Genomic DNA, 14,777 nt, shown 5'->3' on the forward strand with positions numbered 1-14,777 from the left:
AAGGTTTTTCCAGTTAGTTTTTGCTTTTCGGCGGCGAAACTAATCCTAAAATCCGGTTCCAACAAGCTTTTGTTAACAAAAAAGTATGAATAATTTTTAGCAGGAATTTAACAAGCTGTAAAGCTTAATCTTATATTCCTAACACCTAATTACTTATCATATTTTCACAAATTAAGTTCATTAATTACTGAACTTATTGTACTTTTATAAAAATTGAAGAATTAGCATGAGGAAAAGAGAATTCTATATTGAGCAGGTAGGTTTATTTTATGAAAACTACGGATTACCTCGTATGGCAGGTCGGATATTGGGGCATCTCCTCTCTTCGGAATCCGATGCGATTTCTTTTGAAGAGTTACAAAAATCTCTGCAAGCCAGTAAAGGCTCTATCAGCGGTAATGTAAATCTCTTACTGAATCAGAAGCTAATTATCAAGCACACAATACCCGGAGATCGAAAAACTTACTTTACTCTTTCCTACAACAGTCTGAATGCAATCATAGAAGAAAAAGCAAAATCAGTAACGGCTTTTCGAAAATTGTTTGAAAAGGGAATCGGGTTTCATACAGACCAACACACTCCAAAACACGAAATATTATCTGAGATCATACACTATTACCAGTTTTTAGAGGAAGAGATGCCGCTTTTGAAAAAAAAATGGGAAAACAAACGAAAAACAATACACAATGACAACAGAAAGAAAAGTCGCTAAGTTTTTTAATCTTACGGATGAAAATTGGATGAAACATTCAAACCCCTGGAGTGTCTGGACCCGTTATTCCGTCCTGCCACTTATTGTTTTTGCATTCTGGTCCAGAATATGGATCGGCTGGTGGTGTCTTATCCCCGGAATAGTATCCCTTCTATGGATGTTTTTTAATCCCATATTTTTTCCCCGACCTTCTTCTACCAAAAACTGGGCATCAAGGTCTGTTATGGGAGAACGGGTTTTCCTCAACAGAGATACTATAAAAATCCCTGAAATACATACAGGTGGAATCCATACCATTCTAAACCTGATTTCTTCTTCAGGAATGATCCTTGCGATCTGGGCAACGGTTACCTATTCTGTTTGGGGAGCTATTCTGGGAATTGCACTCGCCTATTTGGGTAAAAGCTGGTATTTGGACCGAATGGTCTGGTTGTACAACGACATGAAAGAGAAAAATGAAGAATACAAAAGCTGGGAATATTAAATCTACCTCTTTGCAACAACAAAACCATATCTATTTTGGTAAAGATCTTGGAATTTTTATCGGGTCATTAAAAGACAACTCTTTCCACAGACATTACGCCATACAGATATGTGTTTCTTTATCTTCTTTTACATTAGAGAGTAATAACTCTGATTCGAAATTGCTACAATCCTGTTTCATTACCAGTAATACTTTCCACCGTCTTGATGCTTCCGCTACAACCTTAATTTTATTAATAAACCCCATTAGCTCTCTCGGACATCAACTTAGTTTACAGCATAAAGAAAATACTGTTCTTAATTTACATACGATGCTTGAGGAAAAATTTAGCGTAGTTCTTAAACAATTTCTATCCGGAACATTAGATTTCCGACATGTACAGGAGGTAATCAAAAGCTCCCTTCACACATTTACCTGCCAGTGCGAAGAAGATAACCACCTACAAGACAACAGGATTTATTCAGCCATCCAATATCTGGAAAAAAATTTCGACCGGGTTGTTTCATTACATGAGATAGCTTCATTTTGTTGTTTATCTGAAACCCGCTTTCTACATCTATTCAAAGAAAAAACAAATCTTAATTACAGACGCTACCAACTCTGGAATAAACTTGTCAAGTCACTCCCTTATTTAAAAAGTCATTCCATAACCGAAACTGCTCATACTTTTGGATTCACCGACAGCTCTCATTACACCCGAACCTTCCGGGAGACTTTCGGACTTTCTCCTAAAAAGCTTATAGCTTCAAAATAGCCGGTTTATACAAGTTTAACAATAAGATAGTTGAGACATTTGTCCTCACAACACTCATTGAATAAATAACACACGTATGAACAGGTACTTAAATTCATCAAAACTTCTGGATTACCAGGAAGATGCTATTCAGGGATTAATCCGTAAAAAAAACTGGTCGACACTTCCTCCGATGGAGCGTATAAAAGCGATCTATAACTTTGTCAGGGATGATATTTATTTTGGATATAATTGCTCTGATGAACTTCCCGCTTCCCAAATTCTCCGTGACGGATATGGCCAATGCAATACAAAAGCCACACTATTAATGGCATTACTCAGAGCTACTGGTATTCCCAACCGCATCCATGGTTTCACCATTGACAAAGCACTTCAAAAAGGGGCTCTAACAGGAATCAGCTATTGGCTTTCCCCAAAAAACATTCTACACAGCTGGGTAGAGGTTTATTATGACGATCGATGGTATTTTCTGGAAGGTGTTATTCTGGATAAAAAATACCTCACTGCTTTACAAAAAAAGAATCCATATTGCAAGACAACATTTTGCGGATATGGAGCATATACAGACAACTTTCAAAACCCGCCGATTGAGTGGAATGTAAATAACACTTTTATTCAGGAAAAAGGAATCAATCAGGATTTTGGCGTTTTTGATTCTCCAGACGATTTATACTCCTTACACCGCCAAAACCTCAATAGAATACAACGATTTATTTTTCAAAAGATAATACGGCATAAAATGAACCGAAATGTAAGAACCATCAGAGACAATAAATAGCAAAAGGGCATGATAATGAATCATGCCCTCGTCTGTATCTTATTATTCGAATTACTTCTGCGCTACAGCCTGCTCATCAAATGACTGAGAAATTGCAGACTTTTCAATACGAATCTTTGTTGAAGATTCGCAAGCTAACAATACAGTTGTATCTGCCACTTCAAGAACCTTTCCATGCACACCACCAATGGTTACAACTTTGTCCCCTACCTGAATGTTTTCACGAAACTTTTTCAATTCCTTCTGCTTCTTCATTTGAGGACGAATCATGAAGAAATAAAATACTACAACAATTAAAATTAATGGCAAAAATTCACCCATTTCTTTCTCTTTTTTAATTTATAAATCAGTACTTCTGTACCTTAGTTTTTGATTACATTTCCTTTGATAAGGAACACTGTTCTTGTAGGATTAGTATTCGCCATCATTGTAACCGATTTTGAAATTTCTCCTGAAAACCCGGTTGTATTCACAGAAGACTTAATTAATCCCTTTTGTCCCGGAGGAATCGGTTCTTTAGTATACTCGGCAACCGTACATCCACAAGCCGGTTTTACATCAATGATTGTCAAAGGAAGATCACCAGTATTGGTAACTTCAAAAGTAACATCGACTACTTCTCCTTCAACTACATCTCCGAACTTATAAACTGTTTCAGCCTCAATTGTCGTCGGAGCACCAAACTCCTGACTCCCCTCATTACCGCAGGCAAACAAAATTCCCGATACTAGTACAAACAGTAAATTTCTCATACGTTTTTCTTTTATTGCATCAGACCTCTTCCGGCCTTTCTGATTTTTCCTTCCTTTTCCAGATGTACAATTGCTTTATCCAAAATACCATTGATAAACATATTACTTTTCGGTGTACTGTAATACTTCGAAATTTCTATGTATTCATTCAATGTTACTTTTTTGGGAATACTTGCAAACTCCTGCAATTCTGTAATTGCCATATTCATAAGGATGACATCCATCTTCGCAATTCGCTCTAACTCCCAGTTATCTGTCAATTTCTCGATCAACTTTGCATTTTCATCCTCATTCATGATCGACTTACGCAAAAGCGTCACGATAAACTGCTTTTCATCAATCGCATCGCGGTATAATTCAAGAATACGATTAGGTCCTTCTTCCGAAAATCCTTTTATTGTCTTGAGCACCATCGAACACATAAGGTCGATATCATCCAACCAATTAATGCTTTTCTCTTCAAAGAAATTGTACAACAATCTTGAATTGGCAATTTCCTCTTTGAACAAAGCTACAGCAAATGCTCTGTCTTCCTCAAATCCGGACAACTCATTATTCATGAACGTAAAATACGTCTCCGAATCTTTGATTGCCAAAAACATTTTCCGGAACATCTCGCGATTTACATCTCCCATCCAATTGACCTTTCTCTGCTCAGCAACTGATCGTAGCTCAGCACTTTCCTCCAGAATACGGATGATAGCATTATCCATAAACTTCATATTCGGACTCAGGTCTTCTTCTGTGGGTCGAATTTTATTCTTTGCCTCTTCTGAACGAATAAGGGCAATCTGCTTAAGTTCACCAAAAGTCAGTAAAAGATACAGGTAAAGATCATACATCTTCTCCACAGAGTTCAATAACTCCGTTTCCGTTTTTCTGTAGTTCTCTTCGTCTGACTGAAAATAGGCGTATAAGGCCTGTAAAACTTTAATACGTAAGTGTCTTCTGTTAACCATGATCTATTATAAAGGAAGTTTTACTTTACCAATAGCCACAATACGCTCTTCAGCCATTTTGTTAGCAATCTGGTAAGCAGGAATCCCTTCCCCTTTAGAACGATTAATAATAGATGAAATAGTTGTATAAATTTCCTCTGCTTTTGCCATAGCCCATTCTCCGGAAAGATTTTTTACCTCAGCATAACAGTTTATAACTCCCCCGGCATTCAACGCAAAATCCGGAGCATAAATAATACCCCGATCCATCACCGCTTTACCGTGAATTGTTTCCTCTTTCAATTGGTTATTTGCCGCTCCGGCTATAACAGAGCATTTCAAACGACCAAGTGTTTCGTCATTAACGGTTGCCCCTAAAGCACAAGGTGCATAAATATCCATATCAATATCGTAAATCTCATCCAGACCAACTACTTTCGCGTTGTAGGTCTCTGAAATACGTTTTAAAGTCGGTTCGTGAATATCTGTGATAAACACTTCTGCTCCTTCTTGTGTCAGGTGCTTAACCAAATACTCACCCACGTGTCCTACTCCCTGTACAGCAATTTTTTTTCCGGCAAGTGAATCTGTACCAAACTGAGCTTTCGCCGCAGCTTTCATACCAACATACACACCATAAGCTGTTACAGGAGATGGATCTCCGCTTTTCCCGGGCAAACCAACTACATGATCTGTTTCCATATTCACCCAGGTCATATCAACAGGAGAAATGCCTACATCTTCAGCTGTGATATACTTTCCTCCAAGACTGTTCACAAACTTCCCGAAACGACGCATCAGAGCTTCTGATTTCATCGTTCTCGAATCTCCGATAATTACGGCTTTTCCTCCTCCAAGATTCAATCCTGAAATTGAGTTTTTGTACGTCATCCCACGTGACAAACGCAATACATCGTTCAAAGCCTCCAGTTCATTTGTGTAATTCCACATACGCGTTCCTCCCAAGGCTGGTCCGAGAACAGTATTGTGAACTGCAATAATAGCTTTGAGACCGGTTTCATTATCATTACAGAAAAGAAGCTGCTCATGATTGTATCTGCTCATCTGAGCAATTACAGGATTCTCTGCCAGATGAGTATCCTTAATATCTTTAACTTCAAACATACTTTTATCTTAATTGTTTCGAACTAGTGTCGTTTCTATTGACTAAATTTGCAGTGCAAACAGCGAATAGAAAGCAGCGCAAAAATAGTAAAATTCGAATGAAGTCTTTAAGCTATCTGAACAAATATTTGTTAAAGTACAAGTGGCGTCTGCTTTTTGGTTTTTTATTCATAGCCGTTTCTAATATTTTCGGAGCTTATATGCCTCTGATTGTTGGTGATGCGGTAGACGAGATGATCCTGATACAACAAAAAGCCGACACCAAAGATCAGTTATGGACAATAGCATGGAGCGTATTTGGTCTTTATATGCTTATGTCTCTGGGAAAAGGTTTATTTCTGTTTTTCACACGACAGACCGTCATTGTCACCTCCCGACACATAGAATACGACTTAAAAAATGAAATCTATAATCAGTATCAGAAACTGACCTACAATTTCTACAAAAAGAATAACACAGGCGATTTAATGAATCGCATTTCGGAAGATGTCAGCAGAGTCCGTATGTACCTTGGTCCCGGGATCATGTACTCTGTCAATCTGGTAGCGCTCTTCGTTATCGTCGTTTATCAGATGATAGCCATCAATCCGGAGATGACATTATATGTACTCCTCCCCTTACCAATCATGTCATTTCTCATTTACCGGGTTAGTTCAAGAATGAACAGAGAAAGTGAAGCTGTACAGCGTCAACAATCCTGGATTTCAACTTTAGTTCAGGAAACATTCAGCGGTGTACGTGTAATAAAAGCATATTCGAGAGAAAAAGAAACCATTGAACAATTCAACACTTCTTCAGAAGCATATAAAGACAAAAGCATGAGACTGACGCTTACGAACTCACTCTTCATGCCTACAATAATGCTTTTAATCGGGGTTAGTACCATCATCACTATTTACATTGGGATATTACTTACCTATGAAGGAAGTGTAACCCCGGGAAACATAGCCAGTTTCATTTTTTATGTAAACATGTTGACGTGGCCGTTCGCTTCAATTGGCTGGGTCACTTCACTTGTTCAACGTGCAGCAGCTTCACAGGAACGAATTAATGAATTCCTTAAAGAGCAACCGGAAATTATTAACCCCAGCACTGCCGCACTTAATGTGGAAGGAAAAATAGAATTTAAAAACGTTTCCTTTACTTATCCTTATTCAGGAATAAGAGCTATCCGAAATGTTAGTTTCACTGTAAAACCGGGCAGCTCATTAGCAATTCTTGGAAAAACCGGAAGCGGAAAAAGTACAATCGTCAATCTTCTCACCCGACAATTTGATCCACAATCAGGTGAGATTGAAATTGACGGACACAATCTCACCTCTGTCAACCTTGAACAATTCCGCGAACAAATCGGTGTAGTCCCTCAGGAAGTCTTTTTATTTTCGGACACAATCGGAAACAACATCCGATTCGGAATGGGAAAAGAGGACGTCCCACAGGAAATTATTGAAAAAGCTGCAAAAGCGATGCATGTCCATCATAATATTATACGCTTCAAAGAGGGATACAACACCGTACTAGGCGAAAGAGGGATCAACCTGAGTGGCGGACAAAAACAGCGTATCAGTATGGCCAGAGCAATTATACGCAATCCCAGGATATTGGTTCTGGACGACTGTCTCTCCGCTGTTGATACTGAGACAGAAGAGATCATTCAGCAAAACCTGAAGTCTATTATGCAAGATAAAACATCCCTCATCATATCACATCGAATTTCATCCATACGAGAATGTGATCACATCATTGTTCTTGAAAATGGTAGTATCATAGAAGAAGGTACTCATGAATCATTGTTAAAAATAAATGGGTACTATACAGAAATGTATGAAAAACAACTTTTGGAAGAAAAATCCACGACGGATTAGGCTCTTTTCCAAATATTTCACCATATTTGCTCGACAGTTATTGTGAAACCAACTTAATTAACACTATGAGAGAAGGAATGGAAACGCGTAATGATGAAGTGTTCTCAAAAGCAATACGTGCAGGAAAACGAACGTATTTTTTTGACATTAAATCAACACGGGGAAACGATTTGTACCTGACAATAACTGAAAGCAAACGAAAGACCCCGGAAGGAAACCAATACGAAAAACATAAAATCTTTTTATACAAAGAAGACTTCGATAAGTTTAGTGAAGGACTAAAGGAAGTACTTGAAAAGATTACTGAATTACGTGAATCTCAGGAGTACGCTCTCGAGACCTCTGATAATCTTGCTAACATCAATTTCGAAGACCTGTAATCAGGCTTCCCATTCGAAATCCGATTTTCCGAATAACACGAAAGTTTTCTGACATTTCGTTGATAACTCATCGTCTTTTTTCTGTCGAGTTGAGTAAATTTCTTTTATCTTTAGCCTTCTAAAAATTAGCACAACTTTATGGGTAAAATTATTGCTATAGCGAATCAAAAAGGAGGGGTTGGAAAGACAACTACGGCTGTAAATCTGGCAGGTTGCTTCGGGGTACTCGAATACAAAACACTTCTTGTAGATGCTGATCCTCAGGCGAACGCTACATCAGGAGTTGGATTTGATCCCAAGAATACTCGCAATATCTATGATTGCCTTATCAACGAGGTTTCCCCTAAAGATGTGATCTTAAAAACTGCTAATCCGAATCTGGATTTACTTCCGTCACATATCGATCTTGTAGGAGCGGAACTGGAACTGATCAATATGCCCAATCGCGAAAGAATGCTAAAAATGGCACTGGACAAAGTTCGGGACGAATATGATTTTATTATCATTGATTGTTCTCCTTCACTTGGATTGATCACAGTCAATGCTTTAACAGCCTCCGACTCTGTCATGATTCCGGTTCAATGTGAATTTTATGCATTGGAAGGTCTAGGTAAATTATTGAATACAATCAAAATTGTCCAGGGAAGACTGAATCCTGAGCTTGAAATTGAAGGAATTGTACTTACAATGTATGATACCCGCCTTCGATTAGCCAATCAGGTTGTTGACGAAGTGAAAACGCATTTTCAGGATCTCGTATTTGACACTATAATCCATCGTAACACACGCTTAGGTGAAGCCCCAAGCTTTGGAGAAACCATTGTTATGCATGACGCAACCTGTAAAGGTTCCATTAACTATCTTAACTTTGCGAGAGAAATTCTGCAGCGTAACAACATGACGCGGATTAGTGATCAGGAAAAACAAGTGAACTTTAAATAAAATATTAGCGTGAAGAAGCCGGCATTGGGAAAAGGACTAAGTGCGTTACTGGAAAACGCCTCAACGGATATCACATCAAAATCAAATGATAAAGCGGTTTTGGGGAACATTGCTATGATCCGTATCGATCAGATAGAAGCGAACCCTTTTAACCCAAGAACTCATTTCGAAGAGGAAGCTTTACAGGAGTTAGCTACCTCTATTAAAGAACATGGTATTATTCAACCACTTACTGTTCGAAAAGTTGATGTAGATAAATTTCAGCTGATTTCCGGTGAACGAAGATTCCGTGCTTCTCAGTTAGCAGGTCTGGAAGAAATTCCTGCTTATATTCGTTTAGCGAATGATCAGGCAATGCTTGAAATGGCGTTGGTTGAAAACATCCAACGGGAAGACCTTAATGCAATCGAAGTAGCCCTATCCTATCAACGCCTTATAGACGAGTGTAGCCTTACTCAGGAACAACTCAGTCAGAAACTGGCAAAAAGCCGTTCGTCGATTACCAACTTTCTGCGTTTGCTCAAACTTCCTGCTGCAGTTCAGTCAGCCATTCGCGATGGTCTGATCTCCATGGGACATGCCCGCGCATTGGTTTCCGCAGGGAATGAAGCACGTCAGACCGCCCTTTTAAAGGCTGTCATTGAAGAAGAATGGTCGGTAAGACAACTTGAACAGGCTATCAAAACAGGCTCAGAGCCGGAAACAGAAGAGAAACCGGTACGTAATAAAGATAAAAAGACCGATATTTCGCTTGAGCAGGATCAGTTCAGACACGTTTTGGCAGAGCGAATTTCCGCAAAAGTTGACATCAAAAAATCTTCCAACGGAAGTGGTAGACTGATTATCAATTTTGATTCTGACACGGATTTCAACCGTATTATTGAGTTACTGAATGATTAATGAAACAAATCGCGCTCATTCTGTCAGTCATTAGTTTTTCCTTTATATCCTTTTCAGGAAAAGCACAGGAAATTGATACTCTGAAGCGTGAAAAAAAGCATTCCGTTACACTGGCAGCAGTTCTTTCTGCCGCACTTCCCGGAGCCGGACAAGTCTATAATCATATTGCGATGCCAAAAGGTAAGAAAAAAGCATACTGGAAGGTTCCTCTCATATACGCAGCTCTGGGCACGACGACTTATTTCCTGATATCGAACCAATCCAAAGTGAATGCGTTACGAAAAGAATACCTTGGACGAGAAGAAAGTGGACAACTATTTATTGATCCCGCTTATCAACAATATGATAACAATGCAATACTAACATTGCACAATCAACATCAGACCAATCGTGACCTGATGATTCTTGCAACAGCCGGAGTCTATATTATCAACATACTGGACGCAGCGGTGGAAGCTCACTTTGTCAACTTTGATATCAGCGAGGATCTTACGCTTAAAGTTCGCCCTACAGTTATGCAGGGATATTCTCCGGGACTTTCTCTTCGATTTAACTTTCGTTAACTAAATTTGAAAAATTCGAATTCATAAACTAAGTTTACATCACATGCGCATCGGACTAATCGGCTACGGAAAAATGGGAAAGGCAATAGAAGAAATTGCACTGGAAAGAGGGCATTCGGTTGTAGTAAAAGCAACCAGTCAAACGAAAGACTGGGACCAAAATTTATCCGAAGTGGATGTAGCTATTGAGTTTACAAGCCCATCAAGTGCAGTAGACAATATCTCCCGATTACTTCAACATAATATTCCCGTTGTAACAGGGACAACCGGTTGGTATGATCAGTATTCTGAGATAGAGACCCGTGTTCATGAAACGGAAGGTTCTTTTCTGGCCGCTACTAACTTTAGTATTGGAGTAAACCTGTTTTTTGCTATCAACCAGTTTGCTGCTCAACTTATGAATGCACATACCGATTATGACGTATCACTGGAAGAAGTACACCATATACAAAAAGCAGATGCTCCAAGCGGAACAGCTATAACGTTAGGCGAACAAATAATTGCTCATACAGATCGTAAACGTGATTGGAAGTGCATAGAAAACACGACCATTGACTTTGAAAAAAAACCGGAAGACCTCCTAATTGAGGCAGTTCGTAAAGAAGGTGTTCCCGGAACTCATACGGTACGTTATACTTCCGATATTGATACCATAGAATTAACCCATACAGCTCATAACCGGAAAGGTTTTGCATTAGGCGCTGTGCTGGCAGCTGAATTTATTAAAAACAAAAAGGGAATCTTCACTATGCGTGATGTTCTGAATCTTAAATAACTGATAAAGCTATGAATGTTTTATACTTCTACCTCCTGTTTATTCTTTTCCCGTTCACTGCTATGTGGTGGAAAATCTTCCCTAAAGCAGGGCGAAAATCATGGGAAGCTTTTATTCCCCTATACAACTACTGTATTGCTTCCAAAATAGGTGGACAACCCTGGTGGTGGGGACTCTTAATGATTATCCCGGGGATTCATATCCCAATGTGGGCTATCTTTAATGTCAGTCTGCAAAGACGATTTGGTTTCTTCAGTCTTGGCGAAACTGCTTCCGGAATATTCCTTCCATGGATCAATGCATTCAAAATTGCTTCTGACGAAACTATCACCTATTTACCGGAAATGGATTGGAGTAATTCAGAACTCGTTAAAAAACGGGAGATGGGAGATCATCTGATACTATTCCTTTCCCTTCCTATTGTTGGTCACATAGTAGCCTACGTACTGGGAGGTATCTCAAAAAGAAAAAAAGGAACAAAAACATTCATTAAAGAATGGGGAGACGCAATTTTGTTTGCGTTAATTGCAGCCACAGGAATACGCACTTATGTTTTCGAACCCTTCCAGATTCCTACGGGTTCTATGGAAAAAACACTTTTGATAGGCGACTTTCTTTTTGTAAATAAGCTTCCGTACGGTCCCAAAGTGCCCGTCACCCCCCTATCCTTTCCGTTAGTTCATAACACACTTCCCGTGGTTAATACACGCTCATACTCAACGCTAGAAACCTCTAACTACACACGACTTCCAGGTTGGTCTGATGTCGAAAGAAATGATGTGGTTGTATTCAACTTCCCTTCCGGAGATACTGCCATTTTCGACCCAAGAGTACCGGACGGTTTGATGGGACATGATTATCACGGTTTATTATACAATCAGGCATGGGAACTTTATTTACAGGATGTACTTAAAGGGAGTGTAAATTATAACACATTGGTTGATAATCGTCATCGTTTCTCTTTTGATGACTACCTAAAACAACTCCCTTATTACAAATCAATCGTACGTGAAGGTTTTGAGCGCCAGTACGGTTTGATTTATCGTCCGGTAGACAAGCGTGAAAATTATATCAAACGCTGTGTAGCTATTCCCGGAGATAAACTGGAAATCAAAAATGCTGTTTTATACATCAATGATAAAAAAGCATTTGTACCGGAAAATGTAGTCTTTAAATACAACGTGAAAAACTTCCCGGCCAACTCAAACGCTTCAATGGAACGAAAATATGGGATGCATCAACAATCTCCCAACGATTTTGAAAGAGGAGCCGATGGAAGTATAACAAAAATGTCACTCACCAAAGCCATGCTGGAGCAGCTAAAAAAACGTCATCCGGAGACTGTATTTGAGCAAATCGTTTATCCTAAAGGGACTTTCAATGAAGTTGTTCCTATGCAAAACGGAGAAATTATTCCGGCTCCACTAAGCTGCTTCCCTCATGATCCGCGCTTTGATTTCACGACATCGAATTTCGGACCGATCATAATTCCGAAAAAAGGGGAAACAATTACCATTAACGCATCAAACATCGCACTTTACAATCGTATCATTACTGCATACGAAGGTCACACTTTGGAAGAAAAAGCAGATGGAATTTACATCGATGGAAAGAAGACAGATTCGTATACTTTTGCAATGGACTATTACTGGATGATGGGTGACAACCGGGATAACTCCGCAGACTCCAGAATCTGGGGATTTGTACCGGAAGACCACATTGTAGGTCGTGCTGCGCTCGTTTGGTTCTCTAAAGATGGTCATAAAGGATTTTTTGACGGAATACGTTGGGATCGCGTTTTCAAAAACATTCAATAAGACAGAAAATATGCAAGAACAAAGCAGGGATTTATTTCCCTTACTTTATTTCGGACCATTCGGATATTATTACAAACTGGGGAAGGCAACTTCCCCTTGTTTTTGTACCTCCGAACGCTTTTCCAAGCAGACATTACGTAACAGATGTGATCTGTACGGAGCCAATGGAAAATTAACTCTATCCATTCCTGTAAACCGTCCTTTTGGAAACAAAACAAGAGTTGATGAAGCACTTCTCTCCCCTGCCACACCCTGGCAAGCGATTCATTGGAAAACGATCAAAAGTGCATACGGTCGCACACCTTATTTTGAACATTACGGACCCAAAATAGAACAGCTCCTATTACAAGAGAAAACGCATCTTTCAGATTATCTGCTTAGTATCAATAAGCAAATCATGGAATGGCTGGAGCTCCCGCTACCGGAAATAACAGATACAATTCCCAGCATCGAACAACAAAAAAAATTAGACCATTTTATAACCACCGGTGTTTATGAAAAATCATATGGTGAATATTGGCAGGTTTTCAGTGAAAAACTTGGATTCCTACCCAACCTGTCGATTCTCGATATTTTATTCCACGAAGGTCCTCAACTCTTATCAATAATTCATCGATAGAAAAACACATTTAAGCGAAATTAAGAACCGATTTTATATCTAATTCAAAATAAAGCGTTATCATTGTTACGATTTAGGTGGTTAGGTTAGGTTGATTAGTGGATGGGGAGGAAACGCTCGTTTTCTTCCCATTTGCATTTTAATAGGAATCCTATCTCTTAATTTCTCACAATAGAATCTCCTGAATTTGTTTTAGCAGATTTGAATTCCAAAGGTAGTCTTTCCCGATACAAAAATTTCTTTTGTGCCGATTCGAAGGGACGGTAGATATAATACGCTGCATTGTTATATATCTCCAATTTATCCACGTATTTATAATGCAATTGTATCCCCTCTCCCGTCTTCCCTGTTGTCAGGTCTATAGCGCGCAATGTAGTAATCCCCGCTTTTTCATAAACGGCATACACCTGTCCCGTATACCGATCTTGCAACAACTGGTTCTTCCATCCTGTTTTACGAGGTTGAATGTGATGTGAAATAGAAACTGAATCAATCGGCTCTCCGTCACAATCGTAGACTTTCATCAACTCTCTGTAATAGTCAAATACATAAATAGTATCTTCCTTCAGAAACAATGGCGCATAAATTTCTTTGTAAAAAATACTATTGGAAAAAACAGTAGCTCCGACAATAATTTCTTTATCGACTCCCATCTCCTGTTCCATTTCTCTTGCCCATAATTTTGTCCGGACATCCACATACTTATATTCGGCAAGGTACATTTCCATCATTACTTCATCCGTTACGGAAGTAAGTTTAGTATACACACTATCCAGCTTGTCAAAGCTAAAAAAATCTACTGCGGGATACATTTCCTGATAATTTGAAAAATAGACCCTATTATCCATTGTATCAATAATCGGTCGGACATATTTATCGTAATAAGCTTTCTCCATTCTGTACATCTGAATTTTTTCTCCTTCCGGAAACAAATGATAAACACTCCCTGATGTCACAAGATGTACATTCCCTCTAAAATCATGAACCAGTTGTCTGGTATTATCTCCAGCATTCTTAGCATCAAGTACTTTTTGTTCGTCATCCACCAGTAATACTTCCGCCCCTTTCTTTAGCTTTCGTTCGTAAGTAAGCAATACCAGCTTACCATCACTCAGTAGCTCAAAATCCTCGACACTCAATCTATCAGAGCCAAAAACAGGAACCGGCTTAAAAGGATTGGTTACAACAATGTCGGTCGACTCATAGCTCTTTAGGTTTAAATACAACTGATGTGTAATCGTGTCTCCTTTTGACCGGGTAGTAACAAGTATTGTATCCAATGACTCATATGCAACGTGCTTAACAACCACAGAAACCTTTTTATCGTCACTCTTAAAAACAACTTCTCCCTTACTGTTTGATACAAACAACTG

At 39.0% G+C, this 14,777-nt stretch carries 17 protein-coding genes; 12 read left to right on the forward strand and 5 right to left on the reverse strand.

The window, feature by feature from the left end; genetic code table 11:
- The first annotated feature begins 226 nt into the window (after positions 1–226).
- The 4 genes from AC4PL9_RS09640 to AC4PL9_RS09655 all read left to right on the forward strand — a co-directional run bounded on the left by AC4PL9_RS09640 (position 227) and on the right by AC4PL9_RS09655 (position 2,728).
- Positions 227–712, forward strand: coding sequence for a GbsR/MarR family transcriptional regulator (locus tag AC4PL9_RS09640; protein WP_491604542.1), 486 nt, complete (start codon positions 227–229; stop codon positions 710–712).
- Complete coding sequence (locus AC4PL9_RS09645; protein ID WP_491604543.1) at positions 687–1,196, forward strand: DUF6653 family protein; 510 nt, start codon at positions 687–689, stop codon at positions 1,194–1,196. The genes AC4PL9_RS09640 and AC4PL9_RS09645 overlap by 26 nt, the downstream gene beginning before the upstream one ends.
- The gene (locus tag AC4PL9_RS09650; RefSeq protein WP_491604544.1) at positions 1,168–1,950 is read left to right on the forward strand and encodes a helix-turn-helix transcriptional regulator; all 783 of its coding nucleotides are present in this window, start codon (positions 1,168–1,170) and stop codon (positions 1,948–1,950) included. Before AC4PL9_RS09645 ends, AC4PL9_RS09650 begins: the two co-directional genes overlap by 29 nt.
- Before the next feature lie 76 nt (positions 1,951–2,026).
- Positions 2,027–2,728, forward strand: coding sequence for a transglutaminase-like domain-containing protein (locus AC4PL9_RS09655; RefSeq protein ID WP_491604545.1), 702 nt, complete (start codon positions 2,027–2,029; stop codon positions 2,726–2,728).
- 51 nt (positions 2,729–2,779) lie between these two features.
- Here the strand turns inward: AC4PL9_RS09655 and yajC are convergent, their stop codons facing one another.
- Genes yajC through AC4PL9_RS09675 form a run of 4 tightly spaced genes read right to left on the reverse strand, consistent with a single transcriptional unit; the run spans position 2,780 to position 5,543 of the window.
- Entirely contained in the window at positions 2,780–3,049 is a 270-nt protein-coding gene (yajC, locus tag AC4PL9_RS09660; protein WP_491604546.1) for a preprotein translocase subunit YajC, read from the reverse strand.
- A 41-nt stretch (positions 3,050–3,090) separates the two neighbouring features.
- Complete coding sequence (locus AC4PL9_RS09665) at positions 3,091–3,480, reverse strand: DUF1573 domain-containing protein (protein WP_343788370.1); 390 nt, start codon at positions 3,478–3,480, stop codon at positions 3,091–3,093.
- An 11-nt stretch (positions 3,481–3,491) separates the two neighbouring features.
- A complete protein-coding gene (locus tag AC4PL9_RS09670) occupies positions 3,492–4,439 on the reverse strand; it encodes a transcription antitermination protein NusB (protein WP_491604547.1) in 948 nt (315 codons plus the stop codon).
- Positions 4,440–4,445: 6 nt separating this feature from the next.
- A complete protein-coding gene (locus AC4PL9_RS09675) occupies positions 4,446–5,543 on the reverse strand; it encodes a Glu/Leu/Phe/Val dehydrogenase dimerization domain-containing protein (RefSeq protein ID WP_491604548.1) in 1,098 nt (365 codons plus the stop codon).
- A 98-nt stretch (positions 5,544–5,641) separates the two neighbouring features.
- Here AC4PL9_RS09675 and AC4PL9_RS09680 point away from each other — a divergent pair, with 98 nt between their 5' ends.
- From AC4PL9_RS09680 to AC4PL9_RS09715, 8 genes are all read left to right on the forward strand, one after another.
- A complete protein-coding gene (locus AC4PL9_RS09680) occupies positions 5,642–7,408 on the forward strand; it encodes an ABC transporter ATP-binding protein (protein WP_491604549.1) in 1,767 nt (588 codons plus the stop codon).
- Between the two features lie 65 nt (positions 7,409–7,473).
- Entirely contained in the window at positions 7,474–7,788 is a 315-nt protein-coding gene (locus AC4PL9_RS09685; RefSeq protein ID WP_491604550.1) for a DUF3276 family protein, read from the forward strand.
- A 138-nt stretch (positions 7,789–7,926) separates the two neighbouring features.
- On the forward strand, positions 7,927–8,730 hold the full coding sequence (locus AC4PL9_RS09690) for a ParA family protein (protein ID WP_491604551.1): 804 nt from the start codon (positions 7,927–7,929) through the stop codon (positions 8,728–8,730).
- A 9-nt stretch (positions 8,731–8,739) separates the two neighbouring features.
- Positions 8,740–9,630: a ParB/RepB/Spo0J family partition protein gene (locus AC4PL9_RS09695; protein WP_491604552.1), complete on the forward strand. Its 891-nt coding sequence runs from the start codon at positions 8,740–8,742 to the stop codon at positions 9,628–9,630.
- Positions 9,630–10,193: a DUF5683 domain-containing protein gene (locus AC4PL9_RS09700; protein ID WP_491604553.1), complete on the forward strand. Its 564-nt coding sequence runs from the start codon at positions 9,630–9,632 to the stop codon at positions 10,191–10,193. Before AC4PL9_RS09695 ends, AC4PL9_RS09700 begins: the two co-directional genes overlap by 1 nt.
- 43 nt (positions 10,194–10,236) lie before the next feature.
- Positions 10,237–10,968 (forward strand): 4-hydroxy-tetrahydrodipicolinate reductase, encoded by a 732-nt coding sequence (gene dapB / locus AC4PL9_RS09705; protein WP_491604554.1) that lies wholly within the window; start codon positions 10,237–10,239, stop codon positions 10,966–10,968.
- Positions 10,969–10,979: 11 nt separating this feature from the next.
- Positions 10,980–12,785 carry a signal peptidase I gene (gene lepB / locus AC4PL9_RS09710; protein ID WP_491604555.1) on the forward strand — a complete coding sequence of 602 codons (1,806 nt, stop codon included), beginning with the start codon at positions 10,980–10,982 and terminating at the stop codon, positions 12,783–12,785.
- 10 nt (positions 12,786–12,795) lie between these two features.
- Positions 12,796–13,404 (forward strand): WbqC family protein, encoded by a 609-nt coding sequence (locus AC4PL9_RS09715; protein ID WP_491604556.1) that lies wholly within the window; start codon positions 12,796–12,798, stop codon positions 13,402–13,404.
- A gap of 158 nt (positions 13,405–13,562) precedes the next feature.
- Here the strand turns inward: AC4PL9_RS09715 and AC4PL9_RS09720 are convergent.
- Positions 13,563–14,777, reverse strand: a 1,215-nt coding sequence (locus AC4PL9_RS09720; protein WP_491604557.1) for a hypothetical protein, incomplete at its 5' end; no start/stop codon positions are given.

Source organism: Wandonia sp., from assembly GCF_984588085.1.

Excerpts from the sequence above, each read along its gene's own strand:
- AC4PL9_RS09640 (WP_491604542.1), top strand. The coding sequence starts at position 227 with ATGAGGAAAAGAGAATTCTATATTGAGCAGGTAGGTTTATTTTATGAA.
- AC4PL9_RS09645 (WP_491604543.1), top strand. The coding sequence starts at position 687 with ATGACAACAGAAAGAAAAGTCGCTAAGTTTTTTAATCTTACGGATGAA.
- AC4PL9_RS09650 (WP_491604544.1), top strand. The coding sequence starts at position 1,168 with ATGAAGAATACAAAAGCTGGGAATATTAAATCTACCTCTTTGCAACAA.
- AC4PL9_RS09655 (WP_491604545.1), top strand. The coding sequence starts at position 2,027 with ATGAACAGGTACTTAAATTCATCAAAACTTCTGGATTACCAGGAAGAT.
- yajC (WP_491604546.1), bottom strand. The coding sequence starts at position 3,049 with ATGGGTGAATTTTTGCCATTAATTTTAATTGTTGTAGTATTTTATTTC.
- AC4PL9_RS09665 (WP_343788370.1), bottom strand. The coding sequence starts at position 3,480 with ATGAGAAATTTACTGTTTGTACTAGTATCGGGAATTTTGTTTGCCTGC.
- AC4PL9_RS09670 (WP_491604547.1), bottom strand. The coding sequence starts at position 4,439 with ATGGTTAACAGAAGACACTTACGTATTAAAGTTTTACAGGCCTTATAC.
- AC4PL9_RS09675 (WP_491604548.1), bottom strand. The coding sequence starts at position 5,543 with ATGTTTGAAGTTAAAGATATTAAGGATACTCATCTGGCAGAGAATCCT.
- AC4PL9_RS09680 (WP_491604549.1), top strand. The coding sequence starts at position 5,642 with ATGAAGTCTTTAAGCTATCTGAACAAATATTTGTTAAAGTACAAGTGG.
- AC4PL9_RS09685 (WP_491604550.1), top strand. The coding sequence starts at position 7,474 with ATGAGAGAAGGAATGGAAACGCGTAATGATGAAGTGTTCTCAAAAGCA.
- AC4PL9_RS09690 (WP_491604551.1), top strand. The coding sequence starts at position 7,927 with ATGGGTAAAATTATTGCTATAGCGAATCAAAAAGGAGGGGTTGGAAAG.
- AC4PL9_RS09700 (WP_491604553.1), top strand. The coding sequence starts at position 9,630 with ATGAAACAAATCGCGCTCATTCTGTCAGTCATTAGTTTTTCCTTTATA.
- dapB (WP_491604554.1), top strand. The coding sequence starts at position 10,237 with ATGCGCATCGGACTAATCGGCTACGGAAAAATGGGAAAGGCAATAGAA.
- lepB (WP_491604555.1), top strand. The coding sequence starts at position 10,980 with ATGAATGTTTTATACTTCTACCTCCTGTTTATTCTTTTCCCGTTCACT.
- AC4PL9_RS09715 (WP_491604556.1), top strand. The coding sequence starts at position 12,796 with ATGCAAGAACAAAGCAGGGATTTATTTCCCTTACTTTATTTCGGACCA.